This window comes from Roseicyclus sp. (assembly GCF_965662675.1).
In the GTDB taxonomy this organism is placed as follows: domain Bacteria; phylum Pseudomonadota; class Alphaproteobacteria; order Rhodobacterales; family Rhodobacteraceae; genus Roseicyclus.
Map to the genome: position 1 here is coordinate 1 of NZ_CBFIIK010000056.1, position 16,051 is coordinate 16,051.

At 65.1% G+C, this 16,051-nt stretch carries 16 protein-coding genes and 1 other RNA gene; 11 read left to right on the forward strand and 6 right to left on the reverse strand.

The window, feature by feature from the left end; genetic code table 11:
- The 8 genes from ACTG4J_RS09575 to ACTG4J_RS09610 all read left to right on the forward strand — a co-directional run.
- Window positions 1–569, forward strand: a 569-nt coding sequence (locus ACTG4J_RS09575) for a hypothetical protein (protein WP_439139031.1), incomplete at its 5' end; no start/stop codon positions are given.
- Window positions 566–1,219: an N-acetylmuramoyl-L-alanine amidase gene (locus tag ACTG4J_RS09580; protein WP_439139033.1), complete on the forward strand. Its 654-nt coding sequence runs from the start codon at window positions 566–568 to the stop codon at window positions 1,217–1,219. The genes ACTG4J_RS09575 and ACTG4J_RS09580, both read left to right, overlap by 4 nt.
- 33 nt (window positions 1,220–1,252) lie before the next feature.
- Window positions 1,253–1,634: RNase P RNA component class A (gene rnpB, locus ACTG4J_RS09585), an RNA gene on the forward strand.
- Between the two features lie 244 nt (window positions 1,635–1,878).
- The gene (locus ACTG4J_RS09590) at window positions 1,879–3,117 is read left to right on the forward strand and encodes an aspartate kinase (RefSeq protein ID WP_439139034.1); all 1,239 of its coding nucleotides are present in this window, start codon (window positions 1,879–1,881) and stop codon (window positions 3,115–3,117) included.
- Between the two features lie 136 nt (window positions 3,118–3,253).
- Entirely contained in the window at window positions 3,254–3,481 is a 228-nt protein-coding gene (locus ACTG4J_RS09595; protein WP_439139036.1) for a hypothetical protein, read from the forward strand.
- 117 nt (window positions 3,482–3,598) lie between these two features.
- On the forward strand, window positions 3,599–5,842 hold the full coding sequence (ptsP, locus tag ACTG4J_RS09600) for a phosphoenolpyruvate--protein phosphotransferase (protein ID WP_439139037.1): 2,244 nt from the start codon (window positions 3,599–3,601) through the stop codon (window positions 5,840–5,842).
- Between the two features lie 61 nt (window positions 5,843–5,903).
- Window positions 5,904–7,208: a SulP family inorganic anion transporter gene (locus tag ACTG4J_RS09605; RefSeq protein WP_439139039.1), complete on the forward strand. Its 1,305-nt coding sequence runs from the start codon at window positions 5,904–5,906 to the stop codon at window positions 7,206–7,208.
- Between the two features lie 85 nt (window positions 7,209–7,293).
- Window positions 7,294–8,907 (forward strand): GMC family oxidoreductase, encoded by a 1,614-nt coding sequence (locus ACTG4J_RS09610; RefSeq protein ID WP_439139040.1) that lies wholly within the window; start codon window positions 7,294–7,296, stop codon window positions 8,905–8,907.
- A gap of 16 nt (window positions 8,908–8,923) precedes the next feature.
- Here the strand turns inward: ACTG4J_RS09610 and ACTG4J_RS09615 are convergent, their stop codons facing one another.
- Window positions 8,924–9,400 (reverse strand): GNAT family N-acetyltransferase, encoded by a 477-nt coding sequence (locus ACTG4J_RS09615; RefSeq protein WP_439139042.1) that lies wholly within the window; start codon window positions 9,398–9,400, stop codon window positions 8,924–8,926.
- Window positions 9,401–9,484: 84 nt separating this feature from the next.
- Between ACTG4J_RS09615 and ACTG4J_RS09620 the strand changes: the two genes are divergently transcribed.
- Window positions 9,485–10,090, forward strand: coding sequence for a flavin reductase family protein (locus ACTG4J_RS09620; protein ID WP_439139043.1), 606 nt, complete (start codon window positions 9,485–9,487; stop codon window positions 10,088–10,090).
- Window positions 10,091–10,098: 8 nt separating this feature from the next.
- Here ACTG4J_RS09620 and ACTG4J_RS09625 read toward each other — a convergent pair whose 3' ends face one another.
- Window positions 10,099–10,503, reverse strand: coding sequence for a hypothetical protein (locus ACTG4J_RS09625; protein WP_439139045.1), 405 nt, complete (start codon window positions 10,501–10,503; stop codon window positions 10,099–10,101).
- A gap of 289 nt (window positions 10,504–10,792) precedes the next feature.
- Here ACTG4J_RS09625 and ACTG4J_RS09630 point away from each other — a divergent pair, with 289 nt between their 5' ends.
- Window positions 10,793–11,668, forward strand: a complete 876-nt coding sequence (locus tag ACTG4J_RS09630) for an S-methyl-5'-thioadenosine phosphorylase (RefSeq protein ID WP_439139046.1) — start codon at window positions 10,793–10,795, stop codon at window positions 11,666–11,668.
- A gap of 222 nt (window positions 11,669–11,890) precedes the next feature.
- On the opposite strand, the gene ACTG4J_RS09635 is transcribed toward ACTG4J_RS09630, so the two are convergent.
- On the reverse strand, window positions 11,891–12,340 hold the full coding sequence (locus ACTG4J_RS09635; protein ID WP_439139047.1) for a nucleoside deaminase: 450 nt from the start codon (window positions 12,338–12,340) through the stop codon (window positions 11,891–11,893).
- A gap of 53 nt (window positions 12,341–12,393) precedes the next feature.
- Here ACTG4J_RS09635 and ACTG4J_RS09640 point away from each other — a divergent pair, with 53 nt between their 5' ends.
- Window positions 12,394–13,230: a pseudouridine synthase gene (locus tag ACTG4J_RS09640; RefSeq protein ID WP_439139049.1), complete on the forward strand. Its 837-nt coding sequence runs from the start codon at window positions 12,394–12,396 to the stop codon at window positions 13,228–13,230.
- Here ACTG4J_RS09640 and ACTG4J_RS09645 read toward each other — a convergent pair.
- The 3 genes from ACTG4J_RS09645 to ftsY all read right to left on the reverse strand — a co-directional run.
- Window positions 13,172–13,813, reverse strand: coding sequence for an inner membrane-spanning protein YciB (locus ACTG4J_RS09645; protein WP_439139051.1), 642 nt, complete (start codon window positions 13,811–13,813; stop codon window positions 13,172–13,174). The two genes, ACTG4J_RS09640 and ACTG4J_RS09645, sit on opposite strands and share 59 nt — an antisense overlap.
- An 11-nt stretch (window positions 13,814–13,824) precedes the next feature.
- Window positions 13,825–14,727, reverse strand: coding sequence for an EamA family transporter (locus ACTG4J_RS09650; protein ID WP_439139053.1), 903 nt, complete (start codon window positions 14,725–14,727; stop codon window positions 13,825–13,827).
- Between the two features lie 68 nt (window positions 14,728–14,795).
- A partial coding sequence (gene ftsY / locus ACTG4J_RS09655) for a signal recognition particle-docking protein FtsY (protein ID WP_439139054.1) occupies window positions 14,796–16,051 on the reverse strand: 1,256 nt, incomplete at its 5' end.

Consider the following 16,051-nt stretch of genomic DNA (forward strand, 5'->3'; position numbering starts at 1 on the left):
CCACGCTGCCCCCCCAGCCCGCCCCCGTCGCCGCGCCAGCACCTGCCCCTGTAGCGACGCCTGCGCCTGTGGCATCGCCACCCGCCGATATCGCCAGCATTGCCGCCGCGGCCATTGCCCAAGCCCAAGCGCCGACACCGCCAGCCGCACCGCTCGCCCGCACCGCGCCGACGAGAATCTCCGATGAACAGGATTTCGACGCCGTGGCCGAGCGCGAGACGATCGAGAGCGACGCCGAACGGCTGGCCCGCATGCAAGCCGAGCGCGTCGTGATTGCCCCAACGGCGATCCCCGAACGCCCCGCCGCCAACGGGCCCAACATCGTCGATTATGCCTTGGCCACCAGCCATCAGGTCGGCGAACGCCGCCATACACGCCGCCCGATCACCCAGGCCCGCCATACGCGCGCCTGCCTGGGCTTTCGCTCGGCCGACCTGGCGCAGGAGTGGTTCCTGCAAAATGGCGGGCCTGGGCGCGACCGGCAGGGGCTCGACCCCGATGGCGACGGCTTCGCCTGCGATTGGACTCCCGCGCCCTACCGCGCCGCCGCGGTCGCGGCGCGCAATTGAGCCTGTCGCCCAATTTCGGCCCCCGCCGCGACGGGCAAAGGCCCGAGTTGGTCGTGATCCACTATACCGCGATGCCGGATTGCGAGGCGGCGCTGCGCGCGCTGTGCGACCCTGTGCGCGAGGTCTCGGCCCATTACCTGATCCGCCGCGGGGGCGCGGTGGTGGCGTTGGTCGATGAGGCCCAGCGCGCTTGGCATGCAGGCGCGGGGGAATGGGCGGGACGGGGCGATGTGAATTCCCGCGCGATCGGGATCGAACTGGACAATGACGGTGCCACGCCCTTTGCCGCGCCCTTGATGGATGCGCTCGAGGGGCTGCTTGCCGGGATCATGGCGCGCTGGGCGATCCCGCCGCGCGGGGTGATCGGGCATTCCTGCATGGCGCCAGGGCGCAAGATAGACCCCGGCGCGCGCTTTGATTGGCAAAGGCTGGCGCGTGGGGGGCTGGCGCTTTGGCCGGCTGCACCGGACGCATCGCCGCTCGATGCTGACCGTTTCAGGGCCGATGCGCTGGCCTATGGGTTTCCCGATGTCGCGGATGACCTGTTGCTGCGCGCGGTGCGGCTGCGCTTTCGCCACGGCGCATGCGGCCCACTTGACGGGCGCGATTGCGCGATCATGGCCGCGATGGCCGCATCCGTCAGGGCTTGAACCCGGGGCCGTGCAGGCGTAGCTGACATTTGCGCGGAGGGCTGGATGGCCGCGGGCGGGCAACCGTTCGAGGAAAGTCCGGACTCCCTGAAACCACGGTGCCGGGTAACGCCCGGGCGGAGCGATCCGACGGAAAGCGCCACAGAAATGAAACCGCCGCGGCCTTTTGGGCGCGGTAAGGGTGAAACGGTGGGGTAAGAGCCCACCGCGCGACTGGCAACAGGAGCGGCACGGCAAGCCCCACCGGGAGCAATGCCGAATAGGGATGTCGCGGGGGCAACCCCGGGGCTTGGCTTCGGCCCCAGACATCCGGGTTGGCAGCTTGAGGCGCGCGGGCAACCGCGTGTCCAGAGGAATGGCCATCCAGAGGGGGCGACCCCTTGGACAGAATCCGGCTTACAGGCCCTCCGCGCACCCTGTTTTCCGGCCTATTCACCGCTTGCATCGCGGCGATCATCCGTCACCCCTGTCGGCCATGACAGCAGGGGCACGGCTTGTGGCGGGGTTTCGCGGCCTTGCGGCCACGACCCGCCGGGGGTTCCACCCCCGGACCCCCGGAGTATTTGGAAAGCAAAGATGAAGCTGGCAGCGTGTGAGCAGCCCTTGCGGCGGGGCGCCCGGCACCTTATGACGCGCGGCGTCAAGCAGGGGGACGGGCCATGCCCATTCTGGTGATGAAATTCGGTGGCACATCGGTTGCCACGCTCGACCGTATCCGCCGCGCCGCCAAGCGCGTGGGCCGCGAAGTGGCCAATGGTTACGATGTGATCGTGATCGTCTCGGCCATGTCGGGCGAGACCAACAAGCTGGTGGGTTTCGTCGAAGAGACCTCGCCGCTTTACGATGCGCGCGAATATGACGCCGTCGTCAGCGCGGGTGAGAATGTGACCGCGGGGCTGATGGCGCTGACGCTGCAGGAGATGGATATCCCCGCGCGCAGTTGGCAGGGCTGGCAGGTGCCGCTGAAAACCACTTCGGCCCATGCGGCCGCGCGGATCGAAGAGATCCCGCCAGAGAACATCATGCGCAAATTCGACGAAGGCATGAAAGTCGCCGTCGTTGCAGGTTTTCAAGGGATCAGCCCCGAGGGGCGGATCACAACGCTGGGGCGCGGCGGCTCGGACACCACCGCCGTCGCCTTCGCCGCCGCTTTCGAGGCGGTGCGCTGTGATATCTATACCGATGTGGACGGGGTCTATACCACCGACCCCCGCATCACCGCCAAGGCGCGCAAGCTCGACCGCATCGCCTTTGAAGAGATGTTGGAGCTGGCGAGCCTTGGGGCCAAGGTGCTGCAGACCCGCTCGGTCGAATTGGCGATGCGCTACAATGTGAAGCTGCGCGTTTTGTCGAGCTTCGAGGAAATGTCGGATGATGCCGGCACGCTGGTCGTGCCCGAGGAGGATATCGTGGAAAGCAATGTGGTGGCAGGCGTGGCCTATTCCCGCGACGAGGCCAAGATGACCCTGCAAGGCGTGGCCGACCGGCCCGGGATCGCCGCGGCGATTTTTGGCCCCTTGGCCGAGGCGGGGGTGAATGTCGACATGATCGTGCAGAATATCTCGGATGGTGGCACGACCGACATGACCTTTTCCTGCCCGGTGAACGAGGTCAAGCGCGCTGAAAAGGCGATGGCCGATGCCAAGGCGGCAGGGCTGATCGGGTTTGCGGGCCTCGTGGCCGATACCGATGTGTGCAAGGTCTCGATCGTGGGGATCGGCATGCGCAGCCATGCCGGTGTCGCGGCCAAGATGTTCCAGACGCTGCGCGACGAGGGCATCAACATCAAGGTCATCACCACCTCCGAGATCAAGGTCTCGGTGCTGGTGGACCGCAAATACCTCGAACTGGCGGTGCAAGCGTTGCACGACGCCTTTGGGCTCGACCGCGCGGCCTGACAGCCGGGCAAACATGGGGCGCGCATGATGCATGCGCCCCATGCAATGCCGCAATGCAGCATTGGCTGTGGTCTTGACCGCGCAAGATCGTATTCTGCAAGGGACACTCAGAAACGCTTAATCAGCGGAGCTTCCCATGGCCACCCAGACATACAACAGCCCGATTTTCGTCCCCCGCATCGCCGGGTCCGTTACAGCATTCTTTGCCAACGTCGCCCATGCATTCGCCATGGCCACGGGCGCGCAGGCGCGGTTCGACGAAATCCAGCGCCTTCAAGCGCTCAGCGATGACGATCTGGCCCGGATCGGCCTGTCGCGCGATGACATCGTACGCCATGTCTATGCGGATCTGTTGACGCGCTGAGCCTGCCCGCAACGCCGCAGCCTGTGCCATTCCCGTTGCGCGCCGCCCCCTGACCGGGCTATCCCTGATCCCCGGGGCAACTGGCGGCATATTGCGCATGCCCAAGGGGCAAGGGTGATGGCACAGCGTATCGAAACAGAGAGCCGCAAGCTCTTGAGCCGACTGCAAGGCGTGATGGCTGATTCCGCCGCCGGGCAGGAACGGCTGGATCGCATCACTCATCTGATCGCGGATTCGATGGGGACCGAGGTTTGCTCGATCTACCTGCTGCGCGATAAAGACACGCTGGAACTTTGCGCCACCCAAGGCCTCGCCCCCGAAGCGGTGCATGTCACGCGCATGCGCATGGGCGAGGGGCTGGTCGGCCGCGTCGCCCGTTCGGCACAGCCGATCAACACCGCCAACGCCCCCGCCGAACGCGGCTTTCGCTACATGCCCGAGACAGGCGAGGAACGCTATTCCAGCTTTCTGGGTGTGCCGATCCAACGCTTGGGCGAACGCTTGGGCGTTTTGGTCGTGCAGTCGCGCGATGCGCGCGAATTTTCCGATGACGCGGTCTATGGGCTGGAAGTCGTGGCCATGGTGCTGGCAGAGATGACCGAGCTTGGCGCCTTTATCGGTGAAGGCGCCGCTCTCGCCGAGCGGCATAAAAGCCAAGCGATGTTCCGCGGCGCCTGTGCGCAGGAGGGCACGGCGATGGGCCATGTCTGGCTGCATGAGCCGCGCGTGGTGGTGACGCGCCCCGTCGCCGACGACCCCGAGGCCGAGTTGGCCCGCCTGCGTGCGGCGGTCGAGCAACTGCGCGTCGATATCGACGACATGCTGACGCGTGCGCCCGTAGCCGATGGCGAACAGCGCGAGGTGCTGGAAGCCTACCGCATGTTCGCCCACTCCCGCGGCTGGATGCGCCGCATGGAAGAAGACATCGGCCGTGGCCTTTCCGCCGAGGCGGCAGTTGAAAAGGAACAATCGAGCGCGCGCGCGCGAATGGAGACCGTGGCCGACGCCTATCTGCGCGACCGGCTGCATGATCTGGACGATCTGTCGAACCGGCTCCTGCGCCGCCTGACGGGGCAAGGCAAGGATACAGGCGCCGAACTGCCCGCCGATCCGGTGTTGGTGGCGCGCAATATCGGGCCTGCGGAATTGCTCGACTACGGGCGCCGTCTGCGCGGCGTGGTGCTGGAGGAGGGATCGGTCGGCAGCCATGCGGCGATCGTCGCCCGCGCGCTTGCGATCCCGCTGGTGATCCATGCCCGCCCCATCTTGACCGAGGCGCTGAATGGCGATGCGATCCTTGTCGACGGGGATCAGGGCATCGTCCATCTGCGCCCCGAGGAAAACGTGGCCTCGGCCTTTCGCGACAAGCTGGCGATGCAGGCCGAGGCGCAGGAGCGCTATGCCTCGATCCGCGACAAACCGGCCGAGGCGCTGTGCGGCACGGTCGTGTCGCTGCAGATGAACGCCGGGCTGATGGCCGATCTTCCCTCCCTGCCCTCGTCGGGGGCGGATGGGGTGGGGCTGTTTCGGACCGAGCTGCAATTCCTGACGCGCAACAAGGTGCCGCGCCGCGGTGAGTTGGCCGCGCTTTACGCCCGCGTCATGGATGCTGCGGGCGGCAAGCGGGTGGTGTTCCGCACCCTCGATATCGGGTCGGACAAGGTCTTGCCCTATATGAAAAAGACCGAGGAACCCAACCCCGCCCTTGGGTGGAGGGCAATCCGTGTGGGGCTGGACAAGCCCGGCGTCATGCGGATGCAGTTACAAGCGCTGATCCGCGCCGCCAATGGCCGCCCACTGTCGGTGATGTTCCCCTTCATCGCTCAGCTCGAAGAATATATGGAGGCGCGTGATCACCTGCTGCGCGAGATGGATCGCGAGGCCGCCTTGGGCCATGTGCTGCCCGAAAAACTCGAGATCGGCGCGATGCTCGAGACACCATCGTTGGCCTTTGCGCCGCGCCGGTTTTTCGAGGAATGCGATTTCATCTCGATCGGCGGCAATGACCTCAAGCAGTTCTTCTTTGCGGCCGACCGCGAGAACGAGCGTGTGCGCCGCCGCTACGACACGCTCAATGTCAGCTTCCTGACCTTTCTCGAACAGATCGTGCATCGCTGCCGCGACACCGACACACCGCTGAGCTTTTGCGGCGAGGATGCCGGTCGCCCGGTCGAGGCGCTGTGCTTCGCCGCGATGGGGCTGCGCACCCTATCGATGCGGCCTGCCTCCATCGGGCCGGTCAAGTCGCTTTTGCGGCGTGTCGATCTACGCGAGGCGCGCGCCGTGATCAACGAGGCCCGCGCAAGCGGTGCGCAATCGGTGCGCGCTGGCGTGATGGACTGGCTGAAGCGGCAAGGGTGAGGCCCCTTGCAAACCGACCGCGCAGGACGCAAGGATAGCGTCGGCCAACGGATGCGGGGGGATGTCCTCCGCGACGCGCCCGATCCCGACGGCCATGCTGACGCCCAAAATTCTGACGACACTGCCCCAGACCACGCCCAAAAGCGTCATGGCCGATCTTGTCGCGGGCATCACCGTGGCGATGGTCGCGCTTCCCCTAAGCCTTGCCATCGCCATCGCCTCGGGCGCGGCCCCGGCCACGGGGCTGGTCACTGCGATCGTGGCGGGGTTCTTGATCTCGGCGCTGGGCGGCAGCCGGGTGCAGATCGGCGGGCCGACCGGCGCCTTTATCGTGGTCGTGCATGGTGTGATCGCGGCGCATGGGTTCGATGGGCTGGTGCTGGCCACGCTGATGGCGGGGGTGATCCTTGTCGTCGCGGGGCTGCTTCGGGCCGGAAGCCTGATCCGGCTGGTGCCCGAGCCGGTGATCAACGGCTTTACCATCGGCATCGCCGCCATCATCGCACTCAGCCAGCTTCCCGATGCGGTCGGTATCACCCTGCCTGCTGGCACGCCCGCCGACGCGATGGAGCGCTTGCCCGCGATCTGGGCTGCGCGCGACAGCCTTGATTGGCCAAGTCTTGGCGTGGGTCTGGCCACGATCATCGCCATCGTGGGCCTGCGCCGCGCATTTCCCCGTTTTCCGGGTCTGATCATCGCCGTGGCCTTGGCCTCGGCCGCAGTGGCGCTATGGGATTTGCCGGTCGATACGCTGGGCGGGCGTTTCGGGGCGCTGCCCGCAAGCCTGCCGATGCCAAGCTTGCCCGCGATCACGCTGGCCCGGCTGATCGAACTCCTGCCCTCGGCGCTGATCATCGCCTTTCTGGCAGGGGTCGAGTCGCTTTTGTCGGCGATGGTTGCCGACCGGATGGTGCAAGGCCGTCACCGCCCCAGCGCCGAGATCTTGGCCCAAGGCGTGGCCAATATCGGATCGGCGCTGATGGGCGGTCTGCCGGCGACAGGGGCGATTGCACGCACCGCCACCAATGTGCGGGCCGGTGGGCGCACGCCCCTTGCGGGGATTTTCCATGCCATCGTGATCTTGGCAGTGATGCTTTTGGCGGCACCGATGGCGGGCTACCTGGTCATGCCTGCACTTGCGGGGCTTTTGATCGTGACCGCATGGAACATGTCAGAGCCGCAACACTGGCGCGGCTATCTGACCACGGGTCGCATCTCGGACCGAATGCTGTTGATCTTGACGCTGGTGTTGACGGTGCTGGCCGATCTGACGGTGGCCATCGCCGTGGGCGTGGCGATCGGCCTTGCGCTGCGCCTGCGGCGACGCGACGTGCCGCCCGCGGACTGGACGCCGCCCGACAGGTAGCGCTACACCAATGTGGGGCCTGCGCCTGATGGCGCACACGACAAGGGGTGGTGCGTCTGAAGGCGCACCCCACGGGAGGGCGGTGATGCTGACGCAGGATTTTGGCGATTGGGATGTAGTGATCGTCGGCGCAGGCTCGGCGGGCTGCGTTCTGGCCAACCGGCTGTCGGCCGATCCCAAATGCAAGGTGCTGCTGCTCGAAGCGGGTGGCAGCGATAACCGGCTGTGGGTGCATGTGCCGGTGGGCTATCTTTACGCCATGGGCGACCCAAGCCTTGATTGGTGCCTCAAGACCGAGGCAGAGCCGGGGCTGAATGGCCGCGCGCTCAATTACCCACGTGGGCGTGTGCTGGGCGGCTGTTCCTCGATCAACGGCATGATCTACATGCGCGGACAGGCGCGCGATTACGATCTGTGGCGGCAGATGGGCAATACCGGCTGGGGCTGGGCGGATGTGCTGCCCTATTTCAAGCGCTCCGAGGCGTATCATGGCGGCGCCGACGATGCGCATGGCGATCGCGGCGAATTGCGCGTGGAGCGCCAGCGCTTGGCCTGGCCCATTCTCGATGCCGTAGCCGAGGCCGCGGGCGAATTGGGCATCCCGCGCAGCGATGATTTCAACCGCGGCGACAATGAGGGCGCGGGCTATTTCGAGGTGAACCAGAAGCGCGGCCTGCGCTGGAACGCACGCCGCGCCTTTCTCGCGCCGGTCCGCCGCCGCCCCAACTTGAAGGTGGTGACCGGGGCCGAGGTGCTTCGACTGTCCTTCGCGGGCAAACGCGCCAACGGCGTCATCTTTCGCCAAGACGGCACCGCCTATCACGCCCGCGCTGGCGGCGAGGTTGTGTTGTCCGCAGGTGCCATCGGCACGCCCAAGATCCTCGAACTATCGGGGATCGGACGGGCCGATATCTTGCGCCCTTTGGGCATCGACATCGTCCATGATGCGCCCGGCGTGGGCGAGAACCTTGCCGACCACCTCCAGATCCGCACGATTTTCCGCATCACGGGCGCACGCACGCTCAATGATTGGTATGCCAGCGCCTATGGCAAGCTGAAGATCGCGCTGGATTACGCGTTGAAGCGGTCGGGCCCCTTGGCGATGGCCCCTTCGCAATTCGGGATTTTCACCCGCTCCGCGCCCGAACATGAGACGCCCAATATCGAGTATCATGTCCAACCCTTGTCGCTCGATGCCTTTGGTCAGCCGTTGCACAGCTTTCCGGCGCTGACCGTCTCGGTGTGCAACCTGCGCCCCGAAAGCCGCGGAACGGTGCATGTGACCACCGCCGACCCAAGCAGGCCGCCGGCGATCCGGCCCAATTACCTCTCGGCTCCGGCCGATCAGCGGGTAGCGGTCGATTCGATCCGCCATGCCCGCGCGCTGATGGCCACAAAGCGCATGACCGAATTCCAACCCGTCGAGATCAAACCCGGCCCCCATGTCGATGGCGAGACCGCGTTATTGCAAGCGGCAGGTGATATCTCCACGACCATCTTCCACCCGGTCTCGACCGCGCGCATGGGGGTAGATGAAGGCGCGGTGGTCAGCCCCGATCTGACGGTGAACGGGATCGCGGGCCTGTCGATTGCAGATGCCTCGGTCATGCCCACAATCACGTCGGGCAACACCCATGCCCCGGTGACGATGATTGCAGAGAAAGCCGCCGAGATGATCATCGCGCGCTTGCGCGGCTGATCCTTGTCCAGCCCGCTCAGCGACGCCAGCGCTTGACCTTGCCCGTCACCCCGGCCCAATCGCCGATGCCCAGAACACGGGCGGGGTTCGTGGGCGGGGGCATCTCGACGCCTTGAAGCCGGGCAAAGCCGAAGCGGCGGTAATAGGGCTCATCACCGACCAGCATCACGCGCGGCCAACGCTCCTCGGTTGCGAGGGCAAGCCCCTCATGCATCAGCAATGCGCCCAAGCCTTCGCCTTGCCGGGTCGGGTGGACGGCGACGGGGCCAAGCAGCAAAGCCTCGGCCCGACCCACGCGCACCGGCCAAAAGCGGATCGCCCCGGCCAAGATGTCATCCGCGTCACGCGCGACCAGACACAGGCGCGCCACAGGCGGCACCCCTTCGCGCAGACGGTATGAGGACAGTGCCGTGCGGCCCGGCGCGAAACACAGGTCATAGAGCGCCTCGACCTCCCAGCGGTCGTCAGGTGTCTCTTGGATCAGCCGGTACATGCGCGCGAATTCTGTCCCTTGCCTCTGGCATCGCACCTATCACGGCGCTAGGTCTGGCACAAATACGAGGAAGGATTTCCCCCGATGTTTTATCGCCCCGCCGATGGCCACGGCCTGCCCCATAACCCGTTCAACGCAATCGTCACGCCGCGCCCCATCGGCTGGATTTCGACGCGCGGCGCGGATGGGGCGGAGAACCTCGCCCCTTATTCCTTTTTCAACGCCGTGGCTTATGTGCCGCCGCAGGTGATGTTTGCCTCGACCAGCGCCAAACCCGATCGCGGCGACACCAAGGATACGGTCGCCAATATCCGTGAGACGGGCGTGTTTTGCGTGAATATCGTGGCATATGCGATGCGCGATGCGATGAACCGCACCTCGGGGCCTTGGCCGCGCGAAACTGACGAGTTCACCGATGCGGGGATCACGCGCGAGGCCTGCACCACCATCGCCTGTTCCCGGGTGGCGACAGCACCCGCCAGCCTTGAATGCCGGGTTACGCAGATCATAGCCCTAGAAGGGGCGCACAACATCGCCGTCTTCGGCGAGGTGGTGGGCGTGCATCTACGTGATGATTGCTTGGCTGACGGGATCTTCGATGTCACGCGCTTCCAGCCCTTGGCACGGCTTGGCTATCGCGATTACGCGACGATCCAAGAGACATTCCGCCTCGACCGACCGGGCGAGTGATCACCGCCTCAGGCGGCGCGGAATGACAGCGTCAGGGCCGGGGCCACGCGGCGCTCCAACAAGGGGGCGAGCGTGGTGCAGAACACCTCGATCGCCTTGCGGGCGCGCTCGACATGCTGTTCAGGGCGCAAGAGCGACAAAAATGGTATCGGTTTGCTCGGCGCGATCCCCGAACGGGCCAAGGCCTCTAGATCCATCTCGATCAATGTCGACAGCCCGATCCGTCGGCGTGTCGCGAAAACGCCCACGACAGGCGGCATGCGCTCGGCCTGTTGCAAGGCACGGCGCAGCGGTGCCGCCAATTGCCCCGCCCAGATCGGCGCGCCGACGATCAACAGATCGGCCGGGCCGATATCAGGTGTGACGGAAATTTCAGGCAAGCGTTTTGCGACGATATCGTCCCAGATACGCAACCGCCCAAGCGGTCCTTCATAACGGGGACAATTGATTTCGCAGATTTCAGCGCCGCATTTGGCGGCCAGAAGCCGCGCCATGGCCAAACTACGCCCACTGCGCGAGTACACCAATATGACCGTACGCATATACGTGACCTTTCAGAGCCCTGCGTCCCGGTCCGACGCGATGACGATTTCACTCGTTACTTTTGCATATAGGTTAATTGACGACCGAAACTAGGGCTGGCTTGCAAGAAAGCCGCGCGCATGGTGAGCTTGGCGCAACCGCAGGCAACGGGAGTATGGTATGGAAACGAAGATCGGTGTCATCGGCGGCTCTGGCGTCTACCAGATCGACGGGCTTGAGGACGCGTCTTGGGTGCGCGTCGAAAGCCCCTTTGGCGCGCCATCCGATGCGCTTCTGACCGGGCGGCTCGATGGTGTGGCGATGGTGTTCTTGCCGCGCCACGGACGCGGCCATGTCCATAGCCCCAGCAGCGTGCCCTACCGGGCCAATATCGACGCGCTCAAGCGGCTGGGCGTGACCGATGTAATCAGCGTCTCGGCCTGCGGGTCGTTTCGCGAAGCGATGGCACCGGGCGATTTCGTGATCATCGACCAGTTCATCGACCGCACCTTCGCGCGTGAGAAATCCTTTTTCGGCGAGGGGCTTGTCGCCCATGTCTCGGTCGCGCATCCAACCTGCCCGCGCCTTGGCGCGGCCTGTGCCACGGCGGCGCGCGCCCAAGGCATTAGCGTGCATGAGGGCGGCACCTATCTGGCGATGGAGGGGCCACAATTCTCGAGCGTGGCGGAATCGCGTCTATACCGTGATGTCTGGGGCTGTGATGTCATCGGAATGACCAATATGCCCGAGGCGAAACTCGCCCGCGAGGCCGAGCTTTGCTACGCAAGCGTGGCGATGATCACCGATTACGACAGTTGGCACCCCGAACATGGCAGTGTCGAGATCACCGATATCATCCGCACGTTGAGCGGCAATGCCGAAAAGGCGCGCGGGATGGTTGCGCGCCTGCCCGCCTTGCTGGGCCAAACACGCGCGCCCTGCCCGCATGGCTGCGACCGTGCGTTGGAGAATGCGATCCTGACCGCCCCCGATGCACGCGATCCGGCGATGGTAGCCCAGCTTTCGGCCGTGGCCGGACGGGTTCTGGCACGGTGACGGGGCATGCCCGGCATGATAGCCAGCCACAGATCGTGGCTACGCGCATCGCCACGGGCACGCATGATCTGTATGGCCCCTACATAACCCGCCGGGGTTGCTGGCGCTTGGCGATATAGGCGATGGCGCGCCCCCAAGCGTTGGATGTGCATCTTGCGGCCATGTGGAAACCACGGCCATGCGCGCGGCGGTTCCGCCGTTTCTTGAGCGGCGACTGCATCCTTAACGACGGGCGGCGAAGAATTCCTTGAGCAGCGAGACAGCCGCGGCCTCGGCGATGCCACCATAGACCTCGGGGCTGTGATGGGCTTGGGGGTGATCGAAAACGCGCGGGCCTTGCGCCACGCCGCCCGATTTCGGATCGGACGCGCCGTAGTAGAGCCGCGCAATGCGCGCCGCAGCGATCGCACCTGCACAAGCTGGGCAAGGCTCCAGCGTCACCCAAAGATCGCAGCCCGTCAGCCGTTCACTGCCCAAAACCTTACAGGCCGCACGGATCGCCAGCATCTCGGCATGGGCGGTGGGGTCGGTCAGCTCGCGCATGCGGTTGCGGGCCGCCGCAATGATGCGGCCCTCATGCACCACGACGGCACCCACCGGCACCTCGCCCGCTTCGGCGGCGGCGCGCGCTTGGTCAAGTGCGGCATCCATGAATGATGTGAAACCCGTCATGCCCCCCGTGATCGTGCCTTTCGCTTGTGCTGTCAAACCGCTATGCGATGGGCATGAGCGAGATGGAGCGCATTGCAAAACGCCTTAGCCGTGTCGGGATCGCCTCTCGCCGCGAGGCGGAGCGCATGATCGAAGCGGGCCGCGTCAGCGTGAATGGCAAGATCATCGACAGCCCTGCGCTGAACGTGGGCCCGGACGACAAGATCACCGTGGATGGCAAAGCCTTGGCCGAGGCGGACCGCCCGCGCCTGTGGCTTTATCACAAGCCCGCGGGGCTGGTGACCACGGCCAAGGATGAAAAGGGCCGCGAAACCGTCTTTGACAAACTTCCCGCAGATTTGCCGCGCGTGATGAGCGTGGGCCGCCTCGATCTGACATCCGAGGGGTTGCTGCTCTTGACCAATGATGGCGGTCTCAAGCGCAAGCTGGAACTGCCCGCAACGGGCTGGCTGCGCAAATACCGCGTGCGGGTCAAAGGCAAGCCGCTTGACGCCGATCTTGTGCCTTTGCGCAAGGGGATCGTAATCGAGGGTGAGCGCTTTCAGGCGATGGAGGCGACGCTTGACCGCCAGCAAGGCGCCAATGCATGGCTGACCGTCGGCCTGCGCGAGGGCAAGAACCGCGAGATCCGCCGCGCAATGGCCGAGATCGGGCTTGAGGTGAACCGTTTGATCCGCGTCTCTTACGGGCCATTCCGCCTAGGCACGCTGAAACCCGGCGAGGTCGAGGAAATCAAGCCGCGCGTCTTGCGCGACCAGCTCGGGATCGAGGCCGCCGTCGAAGGCCATGCAGTCGCCAAGGAAAAACCAAAACGCCCGCTTCGCAAGAAGCCTAGCGCCCCTCGCCCCGATGGTCAGGCGCGTCAGGGCGGGCCGCGCCGTCCGCGCTGAGGCTTTCGCGTTCCAGCAGTTTCGACTGCGCCATGAAGGCGAGGAACAAGAAAGCGGGCAGCGCGAAGGTTTCGAAGGTCACCCAAAACTCGGTCGATTGGGTGCGCCAGACGATCTCGTTTGCAATGGCCATCAGCGCGAAGGCGGCCGCGATGCGGCGCGACAGGATCAGCCAGCCTTGATCCGACATGGGCAGCATCTCGCCCATCAAGACCTTGAGCCAGCCTTGCCCACGCATCAGCCCGATGCCCAGCGTCACGGCGAAAAACCCATAGACCAGCGTCGTTTTCATCTTGAAGAAGCGTTCATCATTCAGCCAGATCGTCAGCCCGCCGAAGACCACAACCATGACGGCGGTGAAAACCTGCAACCGGCTGATGCGGCCTGTCAGCTTCCACAAGATCGCGATGGTAACCAAGAGCAGCGGCACAAAGCCAGCCGTGACAAGGATAAACCCATCATATTCCCGCCCGCCCAGCATCAGGCTGGTATCCTGAAACCGCATATAGGCCACGAAGAACAACAACGGCGGGCCCAGTTCGAGGGCTTGGCGAAGCCAAGGATTGATCGGTTTATCGGGCATGCGCGCTCCTGTTATCCACCCAACTCAACTATCACCGCACCGCCCGCGATCAACCCCATCAGGGCCAATCGGCGCGGGCCGACACGTTCGCCAAGAAATAGCCAACCGATCAGCGCGGCAAAAACAGTCGATGTCTCACGCAACACCGCCGCCTCGCCCACATCGTCGAGGCGGGTGGCCAGCATGATCGAACCGAAGCTGGCGAATGCCACGAAGGCCCCGAACAGCCCGCGCGCCATCAGCGGGCCAAGCGGCGGCGGATCGTCCATACGACGATAAAACCGCAGCGCGATGAACGGGAAGAGCAAGCCGTCGATAAAGAAAAACCACGCCAGAAAGGTAAAGGGATCGGCGGTGGCCCGGATGCCGTAGGCGTCATAGGTGGTGTAAAGCGCCACGAAAAGGCCCGTCAGCACCGCGAATGCCAGCGCGGGCACCAGCCGGTCGCGATCGACTGTCACATGGGCAAGGTTGTAGGCGGCAAGCCCGTAAAGCCCGGCCAGCAACACCGCCACGCCCAGCCATTGCACCGGGGCGAAGGTCTCACCGAACAGAAAATAAGCGCCGATAATCGCGAAAAGCGGCCCCGTGCCGCGCATCACCGGGTAGACGACCGTGTAGGCCCCGCGCCGATAGGCGGCAAGCGTTGCCCATTTGTAGAGAACGTGAATGACAAAGGCCCCTGCGAAAATCGGCCACATATGCGGCTCGGGCCACGGCACGACGAATAGCGCAAAGGGCATGGCGATCATCGCATAAAAGGCATCGATCGCGCCGCGCGCCAACAGCGGATCATGCCGCCCCTTTTGCAGCGCGCCGAAAACGGCGTGCAAGAACGCCGCCATCAGCGCGAGGACCAGCGCAACGGTGGCCGCCGCCTCGGTCCCTTCGATCCCGGTGATCCACGCGCTCATTTCGGGGCCCCGTGGGCGGCTGAAAGGGGCCTCAAGCTAGGCCCACCATCTGTGCGCGGATCTGGCGATCATTCAATGCCGACCAATGCTTTTGCAAAGTCTTCGGGGTCGAAAGGTTGAAGATCGTCGATCTGTTCCCCTACCCCGATCGCATGGATCGGCAGGCCGAATTTATCGGCCAAGGCCACCAGCACACCGCCCTTGGCCGTGCCGTCGAGCTTGGTCATCACCAGCCCCGACACATCGGCGATCTTGGAAAAGATCTCGACCTGGCTAAGCGCGTTCTGCCCTGTCGTGGCATCCAGAACCAACAGCGTGTTGTGCGGCGCATCCGCGTCGCGTTTGCGGATGACGCGGACGATCTTGGCCAATTCCTCCATCAGATCGGTGCGGTTTTGCAGCCGTCCGGCGGTGTCGATCATCAAAAGGTCAGCACCATCGGCCTCGGCGCGCAACATCGCATCATAGGCCAGCGCCGCAGGGTCCGAGCCTTCGGGCGCGGTCAACACCGGCACGCCGGCGCGGTCGCCCCAGATCTGCAACTGTTCCACGGCGGCCGCGCGAAACGTGTCGCCCGCCGCGATCACCACGGATTTTCCCGCCGCCTTGAACTGGCTGGCCAGCTTGCCGATGGTCGTGGTCTTGCCCGACCCGTTCACGCCCACCACCAGAACCACCTGCGGCTTCTTGGGATAGATCGGCAAGGGGCGGGCCACGGGTTCCATCACGCGGGTGATCTCGGCGGCCAGCAAGCCCTTGATATCGCTCGACGACACCATCTTGCCATAGCGACCCTCGGCCATGTTGGCGGTCACGCGCAGGGCGGTGTCCACGCCCATGTCGGCCGAAATCAACAGTTCCTCGAGGCTTTCCAGCATCTCGTCATCAAGCGCGCGGCGTGGCTCGACGCTGCGGCCCATCAGGCGGCCCAAGAGACCGGGTTTGGCAGCGGGCGCGGTGGGTGTTGCGGGCGGCAGCGCTGGCACGGGTTCGGGCGCCGGCACGAGTTCCGGCACGGTTTGAGGTGCCGGCACGAGTTCCGGCACGGTTTGAGGTGCCGGCACGGGTTCCGGCGTGGGTTCGGGCGCGAGTTCCACCTCGGGTTCCGGTGCGGGTTGGGGTTCAGGTTCAGGCGCAGGTTCCGGCGTAGGTTCTGGCGCAGGTTCCGACACAGCCATCAAGGGCGGCTCTGGTTCCACTTCAGGCACAGGCGGGGCTGGTTCTGCGGCGGCCGCCACGGCCTCGGGCGGCGTGGTTTCGGCCCCCTCTTCGATGATCGCATCCAACCCCTCGTCGATCTTCGAGGAGGATTTGAACATCCGGT